The sequence below is a fragment of the Burkholderia ubonensis genome (assembly GCF_902833085.1).
GTDB classification, from domain to species: Bacteria; Pseudomonadota; Gammaproteobacteria; order Burkholderiales; family Burkholderiaceae; genus Burkholderia; species Burkholderia ubonensis.
Map to the genome: position 1 here is coordinate 366743 of NZ_CADFEB010000002.1, position 14587 is coordinate 381329.

Annotated in this window: 13 protein-coding genes; 7 read left to right on the top strand and 6 right to left on the bottom strand. The window is 69.1% G+C overall.

Features of this window, described 5'->3' with window-relative positions; translation table 11 throughout:
• Nucleotides 1–18 precede the first annotated feature (18 nt).
• Both HWX31_RS05745 and HWX31_RS05750 read left to right on the top strand, forming a co-directional pair.
• The gene (locus HWX31_RS05745; protein ID WP_174965167.1) at nucleotides 19–891 is read left to right on the top strand and encodes a pirin family protein; all 873 of its coding nucleotides are present in this window, start codon (nucleotides 19–21) and stop codon (nucleotides 889–891) included.
• A 132-nt stretch (nucleotides 892–1023) separates the two neighbouring features.
• The gene (locus HWX31_RS05750) at nucleotides 1024–1518 is read left to right on the top strand and encodes a GNAT family N-acetyltransferase (RefSeq protein ID WP_174965166.1); all 495 of its coding nucleotides are present in this window, start codon (nucleotides 1024–1026) and stop codon (nucleotides 1516–1518) included.
• Nucleotides 1519–1537: 19 nt separating this feature from the next.
• Here the strand turns inward: HWX31_RS05750 and HWX31_RS05755 are convergent, their stop codons facing one another.
• The 3 genes from HWX31_RS05755 to HWX31_RS05765 are packed head-to-tail and all read right to left on the bottom strand — an operon-like array spanning nucleotide 1538 to nucleotide 3541.
• Entirely contained in the window at nucleotides 1538–2428 is an 891-nt protein-coding gene (locus tag HWX31_RS05755; RefSeq protein WP_174965165.1) for a cytochrome c oxidase assembly protein, read from the bottom strand.
• Nucleotides 2429–2437: 9 nt separating this feature from the next.
• The gene (locus HWX31_RS05760) at nucleotides 2438–2878 is read right to left on the bottom strand and encodes a copper chaperone PCu(A)C (protein WP_174965164.1); all 441 of its coding nucleotides are present in this window, start codon (nucleotides 2876–2878) and stop codon (nucleotides 2438–2440) included.
• A gap of 9 nt (nucleotides 2879–2887) precedes the next feature.
• Nucleotides 2888–3541 carry an SCO family protein gene (locus HWX31_RS05765; protein ID WP_174965163.1) on the bottom strand — a complete coding sequence of 218 codons (654 nt, stop codon included), beginning with the start codon at nucleotides 3539–3541 and terminating at the stop codon, nucleotides 2888–2890.
• Nucleotides 3542–3818: 277 nt separating this feature from the next.
• On the opposite strand from HWX31_RS05765, the gene otsB reads away from it, so the two are divergent.
• Together otsB and otsA are read left to right on the top strand one after the other, a co-directional pair.
• Nucleotides 3819–4571, top strand: coding sequence for a trehalose-phosphatase (gene otsB, locus HWX31_RS05770; protein WP_059614671.1), 753 nt, complete (start codon nucleotides 3819–3821; stop codon nucleotides 4569–4571).
• Complete coding sequence (otsA, locus tag HWX31_RS05775; RefSeq protein ID WP_174965162.1) at nucleotides 4568–5956, top strand: alpha,alpha-trehalose-phosphate synthase (UDP-forming); 1389 nt, start codon at nucleotides 4568–4570, stop codon at nucleotides 5954–5956. The genes otsB and otsA overlap by 4 nt, the downstream gene beginning before the upstream one ends.
• Before the next feature lie 86 nt (nucleotides 5957–6042).
• Here otsA and HWX31_RS05780 read toward each other — a convergent pair whose 3' ends face one another.
• Nucleotides 6043–7875, bottom strand: coding sequence for an ABC transporter ATP-binding protein (locus HWX31_RS05780; protein WP_059614667.1), 1833 nt, complete (start codon nucleotides 7873–7875; stop codon nucleotides 6043–6045).
• A 573-nt stretch (nucleotides 7876–8448) separates the two neighbouring features.
• Between HWX31_RS05780 and HWX31_RS05785 the strand changes: the two genes are divergently transcribed.
• Nucleotides 8449–9513 carry a glycosyltransferase family 4 protein gene (locus HWX31_RS05785; protein WP_044844742.1) on the top strand — a complete coding sequence of 355 codons (1065 nt, stop codon included), beginning with the start codon at nucleotides 8449–8451 and terminating at the stop codon, nucleotides 9511–9513.
• Nucleotides 9514–9754: 241 nt separating this feature from the next.
• On the top strand, nucleotides 9755–10576 hold the full coding sequence (locus HWX31_RS05790; protein WP_059909708.1) for a hypothetical protein: 822 nt from the start codon (nucleotides 9755–9757) through the stop codon (nucleotides 10574–10576).
• 90 nt (nucleotides 10577–10666) lie between these two features.
• On the opposite strand, the gene gudD is transcribed toward HWX31_RS05790, so the two are convergent.
• On the bottom strand, nucleotides 10667–12019 hold the full coding sequence (gudD, locus tag HWX31_RS05795; RefSeq protein ID WP_059909705.1) for a glucarate dehydratase: 1353 nt from the start codon (nucleotides 12017–12019) through the stop codon (nucleotides 10667–10669).
• 300 nt (nucleotides 12020–12319) lie between these two features.
• Between gudD and HWX31_RS05800 the strand changes: the two genes are divergently transcribed.
• Nucleotides 12320–13081: a FadR/GntR family transcriptional regulator gene (locus HWX31_RS05800; protein WP_059614661.1), complete on the top strand. Its 762-nt coding sequence runs from the start codon at nucleotides 12320–12322 to the stop codon at nucleotides 13079–13081.
• Nucleotides 13082–13227: 146 nt separating this feature from the next.
• Here the strand turns inward: HWX31_RS05800 and HWX31_RS05805 are convergent, their stop codons facing one another.
• A complete protein-coding gene (locus tag HWX31_RS05805; RefSeq protein ID WP_174965161.1) occupies nucleotides 13228–14376 on the bottom strand; it encodes a branched-chain amino acid ABC transporter substrate-binding protein in 1149 nt (382 codons plus the stop codon).
• Between the last annotated feature and the right edge of the window lie 211 nt (nucleotides 14377–14587).

Consider the following 14587-nt stretch of genomic DNA (forward strand, 5'->3'; position numbering starts at 1 on the left):
CGCAATTCGGAGAGGAAGATGAAGAAGATCCAGGGTGTGTACAGTGCGCCGCGCGGCCATTGGGTCGGCGACGGGTTTCCGGTGCGCTCGATGTTCAGCTACCAGTCGCATGGCGCGCATCTGAGCCCGTTCCTGCTGCTCGATTACGCGGGGCCGGCAACGTTCGAGCCGGGTTCGGCCTCGGCGCCGCGTGGCGTCGGCCAGCATCCGCACCGCGGGTTCGAGACGGTCACGATCGTCTATGACGGCGAGGTCGCGCACCGCGACTCGACGGGCGCGGGCGGCGTGATCGGCCCCGGCGACGTCCAGTGGATGACGGCCGCGAGCGGGATCCTTCACGAGGAATTTCACTCGGAGGCGTTCACGAAGCGCGGCGGGCCGCTCGAAATGGTGCAGCTGTGGGTGAACCTGCCCGCCGCGGACAAGATGGCTGCGCCCGGCTACCAGGAACTGCTGAACGCCGACATCCCCGTGGTCGAGCTGCCGGAAGGCGCGGGCCGTGCGCGGATCATCGCGGGCGAACTCGACGGGCGGCGCGGCCCGGCCCGCACGCACACGCCGATCGACGTGTGGGACGTGCGGCTCGCGGCGGGCGGCCGCGCACGGTTTCCGGTCGCGGAAGGGCGCACGCTCGCGGTGGTCGTGCTGAGCGGCACGGTGCTCGTGAACGGCGAAACGGTCGCGCGCGAAGCGCAGTTCGTGCAGTTGAGCCGCGACGGCCGTGACGTCGAGCTCGAAGCGAACGGCGACGCGAAGCTGCTGATCCTGAGCGGTGAGCCGATCGACGAGCCGGTGGTCGGCTACGGGCCGTTCGTGATGAACTCGCAAGCGGAGATTCGCGCCGCGATCGACGACTTCAACGGCGGCCGCTTCGGCAGTATGCCGGCATGACGGACGGGCCCCGCGTGATGCGGGGCCCGTCGTCGTGCGTGCAGGGCGATCGCGCGGCGCGTGCGCTTCGAGGCATAATCGTCGATTGCCGCGCGCCGGCCGGCGCGCCCGAAGCCCGAATCAGGACCGCTCATGAACGCACCCGCAACCGCCGCCAACCCGCCCGTCACCGATGCGCTCGAATGGCGCTGGAAAGCCTTCGACGCGCTGTCGGCGCGCGAGGTCTATACGATTCTCGAGGCGCGCAGCGCGGTGTTCGTCGTCGAGCAGAATTGCGTGTACCGCGACATCGACGACGCGGACCAGGCGGCATGGCATCTGGCCGCGTACGACGAAGCGGGCCGGCTGGCCGGCTACCTGCGCGTGCTGCTGCCCGATGCGCAGGATCCCGACGTCCGGATCGGCCGCGTGCTGACGACCGCCGCGTTCCGCGGCGCGGGCCTCGGCAACGCGCTGCTGTCGCGCGCGCTCGGGCACATCCGCGCGCAATGGCCCGACACGCCGGTCAGCCTGCATGCGCAGGCCCATCTGCAGCGCTTCTACGGCGCGTTCGGCTTCGCGCCGAGTTCGGACGTGCACGACGAGGACGGCATTCCGCACGTGTGGATGCGCAGCGCGCGCGCCTGACGCGGCGGCGCGCGCCGCGTCACGGCGCGCCGTGCACGGTGTGCGCGACCGCTCGGCCGGCCTCGCGCCCGGCTTCGCGTTTCGCAGCGCGTTCGTCCCGCAGGCGTCCGCGCGCGGACAGCCGCAGCCAGTGGCGCAGCGCGATCACCGCGCCGATCACGCTCATCATCGAGCCCGGAATCCACAGCAGCAGGCCGCCGATCTGCTGGTCGCGCAGCGGGCTCAGCCACGTGAACGCGCGTCCGCAGATCGAGTAGATCGGATACAGCTCCCGCGGCGTGAAGAAGATCATCGCGCCGAGCACGATCTGCGGCGGGATCGCCGCGACGACGACCAGGATCCGGCGCCCCGGCGCGAGCCGCGCGGGCGGCGCCGGGCGCGGATCGACGACGAGCCACCAGAACAGCAGGCCGTCGATCACCATGCTCCAGTTCATCACGCGATAGAGGCGCCAGTCGAGCATCGCGACGAAGTGGATCGGCGAAAGCAGCCAGAAATAGATCAGCCCGACGAACAGCACGACCGCGACGACCGGGTTGAACACGACGTCGAGCGTCGCACGCACCGGCCGCCACGCGAGCGCGGGGCGCACGAAGCGCTGCCGCCAGCGGAACGGAATGCCCGCGCGGATCGCCGCGCCCGGATACGCGAGCGCGATGAAGAACGGCCCGAGATGATGCAGCACGAGGTGCTGCGCGCGATGCAGGAAGAACTCGTGCTCGAAGAAGTAGTCGAGCCGCGTGTGCAGCGCGACGTATAGCGCCGTCAGCCCGAGCCAGAACGAGAACTGCCGCAGCGGCGTGACCCTGGCCTTCTTCACGCCGCGCGCGAACAGCACGCCGGCCGCCAGCACCGCGACGACCACGGTCGGCGACGGTTCCCACGGATCGAGCCAGTACAGGAGATCCATCGCGCGGCGTTACTTCACCTGGGCCGGCGACTTCACCACGAACGGCGTGTCGAGCGTCTGGCCGTCGGAGAATTTCAGGCGCATGCGCACCGTGTCGCCGGGCTTGATCGCGTGCTTCGGCTCCTCGAGCATGAAGTGATAGCCGCCCGGCGCGACGTCGACCTTGCCGCGCGCGGGAATCGTCAGCTTGTCGACCATCTCCATCTTCTGCGTCGAGCCGTTCGACACCGTCTGGTGCAGCATCGCCATCCCGTAGTCGGGGCTGTCGACGTCGACGAGGTCGACCGGCTTGTCGCTCGTGTTGACGAGCGTCACGTAGCCGCCCGCGGGCAGCTTGTTCGGCAGCCAGCGCACCCAGCCGTTCTGCGCGGAGATCGCGCCGGCGGCATAGGCGTGCGCGCCGACGGACAGCGCGGCGAGGAGGGCGAGCGTCTTGAGTTTCATTGTCATGATTCGGGATCAGGTGGAGGAAGCGGAGTCGAGGATCCGGCGCACATCGGCGGCGATGGCGTCGGGCTTGTCGCGGTCGGTCGCGAGCAGACGCGCGCGGCCGTTCGCGTCGAAGATGTAGACCGCCGAGCTGTGCGTCACTTCGTAGCCGCCCGACGGATCGCGTTGCTCCATCTGATATGCGACCCGATAGCGCTTCGCGAGCGATTCGATCTGGCGGTCGGTGCCCGTCAGGCCGCGCGCGTGCTCGGCGTCGAACGCGGCGACATACGACTGCATCGCCTGCGGCGTGTCGCGCGCGGGGTCGACCGACACGAACAGGATGCGCACGTTGCGTGCCTGCGGGCCGAGTTGCGCGAGGACTTCCATCAGCCGCGCCATCGTTTCGGGGCAGACGTCCGGGCAGTGCGTGTAGCCGAAATAGACGAGCGAGACCCGGCCGCGGAACGCGGACGCGTCGACCGGCCGGCCGTCGCCGCCCGTCAGCGTGAACGACAGGTCGGGCAGGTGGCCGGTGACGTCAGTCAGGCGCCAGCGCGGTTCGCCGCGCGTGCAGGCGGCGAGCGCCACGGCGGCGGCGAGCGCCGCGACGGTGCGGACGACGCGGGAGAGGCGCCGGCGCGGCGCGCAACGGACAAATGGAGCAGATGGGGCAGGCGGCATCCAGGGGCTCGATCGGACGGAACGGACGCACGGCCGGCGCGACGCCAAGCGTCGCGCGGCCGGCGGTTGCGACTGTAGCGCAATTCGCGCGCGAGCGTCCCGGCGAAACGCGTGCGACGCACCGTGGCGGGGCAATATGTCGCAGCGGCCCTATTGGGAGGCATCGCCCGCGCCGCACGCCGGTTTCGCCCATCCGGACGCGAAGGCGCGGTAAGATGCGCACAATTCCTCTCGTAGAGCGGCGGTCTTGCGGGCCGCCGCTCAGACTATCGACTCGATGCAATCCGTCCCGGCTTCCCTGTCCCTGACCGATACCGCGTTCTTTTTCGACTTCGACGGCACGCTCGTCGAGCTGGCGCCGACGCCCGACAGCATTCACGTGCCGCCGTCGCTGCTCGCACTGATCGACGCGCTGCGGCGCCGCGCGCACGGCGCGGTCGCGATCCTGTCCGGCCGCGGCATCGACAACATCGACCAGCACCTGAAGATGCCCGACCTGCCGGTCGCCGGCCTGCACGGCGCGGAGCGGCGCGACGCCAACGGCGACACGCAGCGCGTCGGCTTCAACGACGCGCGCCTGTTGCGCATCGAGCGCGAGCTCGCGGACGTCGTCGACCGCTATCCGGGCATGCTGCTCGAAATCAAGGGCGCGGCGGTCGCGCTGCATTACCGCAATGCGCCCGAGCGCGAGGCGATTGCGCGCGAGGCGGCCGAGCGGCTCGTCGCCGACTATGCGGACGCGTACGTGCTGCAGCCGGGCAAGATGGTGTTCGAGATCAAGCCGAAGGGCGTCGACAAGGGGCGTGCGCTCGCGGCCTTCCTCGACGAGCCGCCGTTCGCGGGCCGCACGCCGGTGTTCGCGGGCGACGACCTGACCGACGAGAAGGGGTTCGCGGTCGTCAACGCGCGCGGCGGCCTGTCGATCAAGGTCGGTGCGGGCGAGACGTCGGCGCGCGTGCGGCTCGACTCGGTCGACGCGCTGCACGCGCAGATTCGCCGCTGGCTCGACGTGGAGCCGCAGCACGCATGAGCCGTCTCATCATTGTTTCGAACCGCGTCGCGCCGATTTCCGAAGGCGAGCCGGCGGCGGGCGGGCTTGCAATCGGCGTGTACGACGCGCTGAAGGAAACCGGCGGCATGTGGTTCGGCTGGAGCGGCGAGGTCGTCGCGTCCGGCGCGCCGCAGATCCGCGTCGAGGAGCACGGGCCGGTCACGTTCGCGACGATCGGCCTGTCGCGGCGCGACTATGACCAGTACTACCGCGGCTTCTCGAACGCGACGCTGTGGCCCGCGTTCCACTACCGCGCGGACCTGATCCAGTACGACCGCCACGAGTTTGAAGGCTACGGCCGCGTGAACGTGTGGCTCGCACAGCAGCTCGTGCCGCTGCTGCAGGACGACGACGTGATCTGGGTGCACGATTATCACCTGATCCCGTTCGCCCGCGCGCTGCGCGCGGCCGGCGTGAAGAACCGCATCGGCTTTTTCCTGCACATTCCGTTTCCGGCGGCGCAGGTGCTCGTCAACGTGCCGCCGCATCGCGAGCTCGTCGAGGCGCTGTGCGCGTTCGACCTGCTCGGCTTCCAGACCGAGCCCGACCTGCGCGCGTTCTGCGACTACGTCGAGTCGGAAGCGGACGGCGTGGTCGAACGCGACGGTCGCGACGTTCGCACGGTGACCGTGCGCGCGTTCGGCCGGACGCTGCGCGCAGCCGCGTATCCGATCGGCGTGCATCCGGACGAGATCGCGTCGCTGGCGCAGGCGGGCGAGCACGGCAAGGGGGTACGCACGCTGGCAACGTCGCTACGCGGCCGCAAGCTGATCATGAGTGTCGACCGGCTCGATTACTCGAAGGGGCTCGTCGAGCGCTTCCGCGCGTTCGAGAAGCTGCTCGAGCACGAGCCGTCGCACCGCAACCGCGTGTCGTTCCTGCAGATCGCGCCGTCGACCCGCGCGGAACTGCGCGCGTATCAGGACATCCGCCTGCAGCTCGAAGCGGAGTCGGGCCGCATCAACGGACGCTTTGCGGAGCTCGACTGGGCGCCGATCCTCTACATCCATCGCCAGTACGACCGCCAGCTGCTCGCCGCGCTGTACCGGCTCGCGCGGGTCGGCTACGTGACGCCGCTGCGCGACGGGATGAACCTCGTCGCGAAGGAGTACGTGTCCGCGCAGAACCCCGACGATCCGGGCGTGCTGGTGCTGTCGCGCTTCGCGGGCGCCGCGCGCGAGCTGACGGGCGCGCTGATCGTCAATCCGATCGACATCGCGGGGATGGCCGAAGCGCTGTCGCGGGCGCTGTCGATGCCGCTCGCCGAGCGGCGCGCGCGCTATGCGGACATGATCGCGCAACTGCGCGAGAACAACGTGTCGGTGTGGCGCGACAACTTCCTGCGCGACCTGCAGCGCGCCTGAGCCGCCGCCCGGGGCGGCGTCGGGAATGAAAAAAGCCGCGGTGCGTGATGCACTGCGGCTTTGTTTTTGAGCGGATGCGCCGCGCGTCAGGCGACGCGTTCACCGGCCGCCGGGCCGCCGTCGGGCGCCACGTGCTGGCGGCCGTGCTGTTTCGCGAGCAGGTCGCGGTACAGGCCGGGGCGGTTGCGCAGGACTTCCGGATTGCCGTCGTCGATCACCTTGCCGCTGCTCATCACGATGATCCGGTCGAAATTGCGCAGCGTCGACAGGCGGTGTGCGATCGCGATCACCGTGCGGCCGACCATCAGGCGGTCGAGCGCGCTCTGGATCGCTTCCTCCGACGCGCTGTCGAGCGCCGACGTCGCCTCGTCGAGCAGCAGGATCGGCGCGTTCTTCAGGATCGCGCGCGCGATCGCGATGCGCTGGCGCTGGCCGCCGGACAGCTTGACGCCGCGGTCGCCGACGATCGTGTCGTAGCCTTCCGGCATCGCCTCGATGAACTCCGCGCAGCGCGCATCGCGCGCGGCGGCGAGCACCTCGTCGCGCGACGCGTCGGGGCGGCCGTACGCGATGTTGTCGTAGATCGACCGGTGCATCAGCGAGATGTCCTGCGGGACGAGCGCGATCGCATGGCGCAGGCTGTCCTGCGTGATCGACTTCACGTCCTGGCCGTCGACCTTCACGACGCCGTCCTGGGTGTCGTAGAAGCGCTGCAGCAGCGCGAGTACGGTCGACTTGCCGGCGCCGGACTTGCCGATCAGGCCGACGCGCTGGCCCGGCTCGATGTGCAGCTCGAAGTGGTCGAGGATCGGGCGGCGGTGCGGATACGCGAACGTCACGCGCTCGAAGTCGACGCGGCCGCCCGATGCGGCGAGCGGCACCGCGTCGGAGTGGTCCGGCATCCCGTGCGGTTCGAGCAGCGTCTTCACGGCTTCGGCGAGACGCGCGACATGCTGCGTGACGTCGACGAGCGCGACCGCGAGGTCGCGCGTGCCGTGCAGGATCGTGAAGCCGAGCGAGCTGACCAGCACGATGTCGCCCGAGGTCGCTTTGCCCTGGTCCCACAGCCACAGCGCCCAGCCGAGCAGGCCGGCGGACAGCATCGCGGTGATCACCGCGTGCAGCAGCCGCAGCTTTTCAAGATAGAGCAGGCTCTGCTGGCGCGCGTCCATCTCGGCCTTGACCGTCGCGCCGAAGCGCTTCTGCTCGCGCAGCGTCATCCCGAACGCGCGCACGAGGCCCATGTTGCCGATCACGTCGACGAGCTCGCCGTCGACCGCGGCGGCCTTCGCCGCGAACGCGTGATGGCGCGCGGAGCCGCGTCCGGCGAGCTTGAACAGCACGACGGAGAGCACCGCCGAGCAGCCGAGCAGGCCAGCCGCCATCAGCGGGTTGACGACGATGATCATCAGGATCGCGCCCATCACCGCGATGCACGGCGGCAGCACGTTCCACGCCATCGTATTCTCGGACGTATAGACGGCGTTCGACGTCGCGGTGATGCGGCTCGCGAGCGTGCCGGGCTGCTTTTCCGCGTAATACGTCGGCGAGTGGCCGATCAGGTACTGGAACAGGTCGCGCCGCAGGTCGCCCGTGACCGCGACGAACGTGTGCGCGGCGAACCAGCCGCCGACGCGCCACAGCAGGTTGTCGGCGGCGATCAGGCCGACGAGCAGCGCGAACGCGCTCCACAGCGGGCCCGGGTGGTGGCGGCCGGTCGCGAGGACGTCGATCAGGTGCTTGATCGCGTATTGCGAGCCGAGCGCGCAGCCGACGGCGGCGAGCACGCTGAAGAGCACGACGAAGTGCGCGACCGGATGCAGGCGGATGTAGCGGAACAGGAACGCGAGTGGCCGGTGCGCGTAGCTCGACAGCTTCGCGTTGTAGGCGTTGCGCTGGGCAGGGGTGAGAGCTTCCAAAATATGCGTGCGGTGAATCGGTGGTTGAACGTTGCAGCCGGACCGGATGCCGACCTTGGGCCAGGCGCAACGTAATCCGGCATTGTAAACAAGGCCGTGCCTCGCGCTGCGCGAATCTTGCCGACGGCAGGAGGCGCTGAGTTAATTTTGGGATAAAATTCGGCATTCCGCGCCATGCGATGGGTGCCGCGTTCGCGGTCCCGGTCGTGCGGATGGCGGCGAGGAATGCCAAAAGGGCCTTCCACTCTAGAACGGACGCCAAAGTCCGCGGGTTGCAAAGTGTTGCCGCTTTGTAACAAAGTAAAGTGTTTGAAATGTTGTGCGCCGTATCGGGATTAACCCTAGATAATCGGCTCCGGGTTCGCGCCTTGGTATTTTTACGAACCCCTGTCAACGGGTCTTCGTTTCAAACGTTCTATGCCTGTCGCGTCGCCGACGCTCCTCGAGCAGCGCGGGTTCGACGCCGCCAGCAGGCCGAATCGTCCGAATGTCGGATGAACTGCGTCCAGCCAGGATCGCCGGCAGGCTGCTGACCCAATGCTTGGTTTATTGCCGATTTTTTAGGAGTTACGCATGCGAATCGCCCAAATCGCTCCGTTGCACGAAGCGGTTCCCCCGAAGCTGTACGGTGGTACCGAACGGGTGGTGTCCTACCTGACCGAAGCGCTCGTCGAGATGGGGCATGACGTCACGCTGTTCGCGAGCGGCGATTCGCAAACCTCCGCGAAGCTCGAAGCCTGCTGGCCGCAGGCGCTGCGCCTCGACCCGACGATCCGCGACGTGATGGCCCCGCACATGCTGCTGCTCGAGCAGGTGCGCCGCCGCGCGGAAGAGTTCGACGTCCTGCACTGCCACATCGACTACTACCCGTTCTCGCTGTTCTCGCGCCAGCCGGTCCCGCATCTGACGACGATGCACGGCCGTCTCGACCTGCCCGAACTGCAGCCGATCTTCAATGCGTTCAGCGACGTGCCGGTCGTGTCGATCTCCGACAACCAGCGCATCCCGCTGCCGCAGGCGAACTGGCTGTCGACCGTCTACCACGGCCTGCCGGAAAACCTGCTGACGCCGATCCCGAACGTGAAGCCGAGCTACCTCGCGTTCCTCGGCCGCATCTCGCCGGAAAAGCGCGTCGACACGGCGATCCGCATCGCCGAGCAGGCCGGCCTGCCGATCAAGATCGCCGCGAAGCTCGACAAGGCCGACCGCGCGTACTACGAAGAGAAGATCAAGCCGCTGTTCGCGCTGCCGCACGTCGAGTACATCGGTGAGATCAGCGAATCCGAGAAGACCGAGTTCCTGGGCAACGCGCACGCGCTGCTGTTCCCGATCGACTGGCCGGAGCCGTTCGGCCTGGTGATGATCGAGGCGATGGCCTGCGGCACGCCGGTGATCGCGTTCAAGCGCGGCTCGGTGCCGGAAGTGATCGAGAACGGCGTGTCGGGCTTCGTCGTCGAGGACGAGCTGTCGGCCGTCGCGGCGCTCAAGCGCCTGGACACGCTGCCGCGCGAGAAGGTCCGCGCCGCGTTCGAAGCGCGCTTCTCGTCGAAGGTGATGGCGCAGAACTACGTGAAGGGCTACGAAGAGCTGCTGCGCCAGAAGCGCCGCACCGTGCTGCGCGAAGTCAACGCAGGCTGAGTCCGGCCGGCCGCCTCGCGGCGGCTGGCTTCACGGCGACGCCCCGTCCGGGTCATCCGGCGGGGCGTCGTCGCATTTGCGGCGCCGATGGCCAATGTGTTGTATTCTCGCCGCGCGCGGCGGCCGCGACGGGCCGGAACGCGCCTGCGCATGCCTGCTGTTCGTCTGTCCAGCCGGTAATGTCCCTATAATGGCCGTGCCGTAAAATCCGGCCCCGCAGATCATCGAGAGGAGAGCAGTCTTGGCGAGAACGAAACCCACGCGCGCAGCCCCGGCCCCCGGCGCCGGCGTGATCTTCGCGTTGCGCGCGATCGGTCTCGTGCTGCTCGCCCGGTGGCTGTTCTCGATGTCGCAGATGGGCTATCGCGAGTCGTTGTCGGCGATGGCGTCGTCGCCATGGGCATTCGTCTACCTGGTCCTGATCTTCCTGCTGCTCGCGTTGCCGGGCGCGGTCGCGCGCGCCGAGCGCCCGTTCCATCCGCTGCCTCAATGGCTGCGCCAGGCGCTCCGTTTCTTCGCGCTGATCGGTTTCCTGTTCGCCGTCTGGTCGATCGGCGTCTACGTGTGGGCGGCCGGCTGGCGCCGGGCGATGCATGCGGTGACCGCGACCAACGGCTGGCTCGTCGCCGCGCCGGCGCTGTACGCGGCCGTCGTCTGGATCTGCCGGCCGCGGCCGCTGTGGCGCACCAACGTCGCCGCGCGGCGGTTCGCGGTCGGCCGCTACGCGATCTCCCTCGATACGCTGACGCGCACCGTGATCGTCTGGATGGAAAGCCGCAAGGTCGGGCAATACGACGCGCGCGAGCTGTCGGTGCGCTGGCCCGGCCACTCCGGCTCCGGCTCGGCGAGCCGCCAGGTTCAGGGCGACCCGCCGCAGGACTGCCCGCCGCCCGTCGCGCTGCCCCGCGGCAGCTGGTTCAAGCGGCCGAAAGTCGAGCTGCTGTGGGATTCGCCGGCGGCCGTCGGCCATAACCGGCAGATCGTGATGCGTGCGCCGCTCGCGACCGAGGGTGACCGCGTCGCGGTGCTCGCGCTCGACGCGGCGCTCAAGCAGATCGTCTGACATGTCCGGCGCGGCGCGCCGCGTCATTGCGTCGGTGCGGGAGACAATGCCGGCCCGCGTTTGATCCGTCGCCGCAGGCCTGCCCGCCGCTCAGCGCGCGAGGCAGGGGCGCTTGTTGTCGAACGTCCACCCCGGAATCAGGTACTGCATCGCCGCCGCATCGTCGCGCGCGCCGAGGCCGTGCTGCTTGTAAAGCGCGTGCGCGGCCGCGACCGCGTCCATGTCGAGCTCGACGCCGAGCCCCGGCCGCTGCGGCACGTCCACCAGCCCGTTCTCGATCTTCAGCGGCTCGCGCGTGAGCTGCTCGCCGTCCTGCCAGATCCAGTGCGTGTCGATCGCCGTGACCTTGCCGGGCGCGGCGGCCGCGACGTGCGTGAACATCGCGAGCGACACGTCGAAGTGGTTGTTCGAATGCGAGCCCCACGTCAGGCCCCAGTCGCGGCACATCTGCGCGACGCGCACCGAGCCCTGCATCGTCCAGAAATGCGGATCGGCGAGCGGGATGTCGACCGCGTGCAACTGCACCGCGTGGCCCATCTGCCGCCAGTCGGTCGCGATCATGTTGGTCGCCGTCGGCAGCCCCGTCGCGCGGCGGAATTCCGCCATCACTTCACGGCCCGAGTAGCCGTTCTCCGCGCCGCACGGGTCTTCCGCGTACGCCAGCACGTGATGGAGGTCGCGGCACAGCCGCACGGCCTCGTCGAGCGACCACGCGCCGTTCGGATCGAGCGTCACGCGCGCGCCGGGGAAGCGCTCGGCCAGTGCGGTCACGGCCTCGATCTCGCGCGCGCCTTCGAACACGCCGCCCTTCAGCTTGAAGTCGTTGAAGCCGTAGCGCGCATGCGCGGCCTCGGCGAGCCGCACGACGGCCTCCGGCGTCAGCGCGGGCTCGTTGCGCACGCGCGTCCAGTCGTCGGTCGCGCCGCTGCTGTCGCGGTAGGGCAGCGCGGTCCGCGTGCGGTCGCCGACGTAGAACAGGTAGCCGAGCATTTCGACCCGCTCGCGCTGCTGGCCTTCGCCGAGCAGCGCGGCGACGGGCACGCCGAGGTGCTGGCCGAGCAGGTCGAGCAGCGCGGCTTCGAGCGCGGTGACCGCATGGATCGTCGTGCGCAGGTCGAAGGTCTGCAGCCCGCGGCCGCCCGCGTCGCGGTCCGCGAAGCGGCGGCGCACGTCATTGAGCACCGCGTGGTAGTTGCCGACCGGCTGGCCGACGACGAGCGCGCGCGCGTCGTCGAGCGTGCGCCGGATGCTCTCGCCGCCCGGCACTTCGCCGACGCCGGTGCGCCCCGCGCTGTCCGTCAGGATCACGAGGTTGCGGGTAAAGAACGGACCGTGCGCGCCGCTCAGGTTGAGCAGCATGCTGTCGTGGCCGGCAACCGGGATCGCTTGCAGGTCGACGATGCGCGGCGTGTCGTGTCGGGGCGGGGAAGTGGCGGCGTTCATGGGCGGCGATGGCAAATGGGTGGGGGGCGCCGCGCCCCGCAAAAGCTTTGCCGGGCGCGGCAGGAGGTGCGATCATTCGACAACCGACGTGCGCGGAACGGCAACGACCGCGGCACTGGGGCGATGAATCCACGATAGCGGTGCGAATCGTCCGATGCCAGCGTTGGTCGACAGGAGACAGATCGAGCGATCATCAGTCGTCGGATGACTTGTGACGCAGTATAATGAATCGACGGCTTTCGCTCAAACCCCGCGTAAACCCTCGGCTTACCGATACGATATTCAAAAAGGAACCGGCCCATGTCCGTGCCTACGCTCCCCGCAGCGCCGCGTCGTCGCGCGCGCAGCCTCGCACAAGATGTCGTCGACGCGCTGACCGCGCAGATCGAAAACGGCACGCTGCGTCCCGGCGACAAGCTGCCGACCGAAACCGAAGTGATGGCGACGCAGGGCGTGAGCCGCACGGTCGTGCGCGAGGCGATCTCGCGGATGCAGGCGAGCGGCCTGGTCGAGACGCGTCACGGCATCGGCAGCTTCGTGCTCGAGCCGTCGCGCCGCCAGGCGCTCGGCATCGATCCCGCGACGATCACGACGCTGCGCGACGTGCTCGCGGTGCTCGAGCTGCGCATCAGCCTCGAGAGCGAGTGCGCGAGCCTCGCCGCGCAGCGCGCGAACGATGCGGACCTCGCGGCGCTGCGGCGCGCGCTCGACGCGATCGCATCGGGCTCGGGCGGCGGCCGCGACACCGCGCAGCTCGACTACCAGTTCCACCTGCAGATCGCGCAATCGACCGGCAACCGGTATTTCGTCGACATCATGACGCAGCTCGGCGCGTCGATCATCCCGCGCACGCGGGTAAATTCCGCGCGCTTCGCGGGCGACGACCTGGAGCGCTACGTGGGCCGGCTGAACCACGAGCACGAGGACATCTACGAGGCGATCGCGCGCCACGACCCGGAAGCGGCGCGCGCCGCGATGCGCACGCACCTGACCAACAGCCGGGAGCGGCTGCGCCGCGCGCACGAGGCGGCCGAGGCGGGGCGGGACGCGCACGCCGAGTAGGCCGCCGGTCCGCCGGCGCGCGCCGTCGGGGCTCGGCGCGGCGGCGCGGTTTCATCAAATATCAGTCATCGTATGATTGCAGCGTGCATCACGTCGAATGACGACGCCCGCGCCGCCGACGCAAGGCCGGCGCGGGCGTTCCGCACTCAACCGCCCTTCGTCACGATCGTCTTCCAGGCGCCGCTTTTCACCTGGTAAAGCGTCGACATGCCGCTCTTCAGCGAGCCGTCGTTCGCGAACGAGATGCGGCCGGTGATCCCCTCGAAGTCGATCTTCTTGAGCGCCGGCCGATAGACCTTCGGATCGGTCGAGCCGGCCGCCTGCATCGCCTTGATCGCGGCCCAGGTCGCGTCGTAGCCGAACTGCGCGTACGACAGCACGTCGGCCCCGAAGCGCTTCCTGAAGCGCTGCTCGAAATCCTTTCCTTGCGGCAGCTCGTCGAGCGGCCGGCCGTATTCCCACGCCATCGCGCCTTCCGCGGCGGGGCCGGCGATCTTGATGAACTCGTTGTCCTTCACGCCGCCGCCGCCGACGAACTGCGCGTTCAGCCCGAGCTGGCGCATCTGCTTGATGAAGTTCGCGGCGAGCGAATCGAGGCCGCCGAAGAAGATCAGGTCGGGGTTCTTGCCTTTCAGGCTGGTGATCTGCGCGCGGAAGTCGACCGCCTGGTTGCTCGTGAATTCGCGCGCGACGATCGCGCCGCCGGCCGCCTTCACCGCCTTCTCGAATTCGTCCGCTTCGCCCTGGCCGAAAGCGGTGCGGTCGTCGACGATCGCGATGCGCTTCGCCTTCGTCACGTCGACCGCGTACCGGCCCGCGTTGCCGGCGTTCTGGCCGTCGGTCGCGATCACCATGAACATGTTGGCGAGCCCGCGCGACGTGAGCGTCGGGTTGGTCGCGGCCGGGTCGATCACGGGGATGCCGGCCTTGTCGTAGACGACCGACGCCGGAATCGTCGTGCCCGAGTTGAAGTGGCCGACGACGACCGACACGTTCTGGTCGACGAGGCTTTGCGCGGCCTGCACGCCGATTCGCGGGTCGGCCTGGTCGTCCTGCACGACGAGATCGAAGCGCGCCGGCTTGCCGGCGATCTGGATCTTCTGCGCGGCGGCGTCGTCGAGCGCGAGCTGGACGCCGTTCTGCAGATCCTTGCCGTAGCCGGCGTTGACGCCGGTGAGCGGCGCGGCGAAGCCGACCTTGATGTCGGTGTCGCCGGCCGCCTGCGCGGCCTGATGCGAGAGGACGGCGAGCGCGGTGGCGAGCGAGAGGGACAGCAGCGATGGGCGGAATTTCATATTCATTCCTTGGACGGCGAGACACGAGAACGCGCGCAACGGCGCGCGCGGGCGACGCTTCTGCGAGCACGGCCGAAGGCAGGCCCGAGCGTCTGACGACGAGTTATAGGGGGCCAAATTGGGCGAGTCTTGTCGATTCGGCGCACGAAACGTGCGGATTTCCGCACAGCGTCGGTGCGACAAGGGAAAGCGGCGATGAGGGAATTCCCGC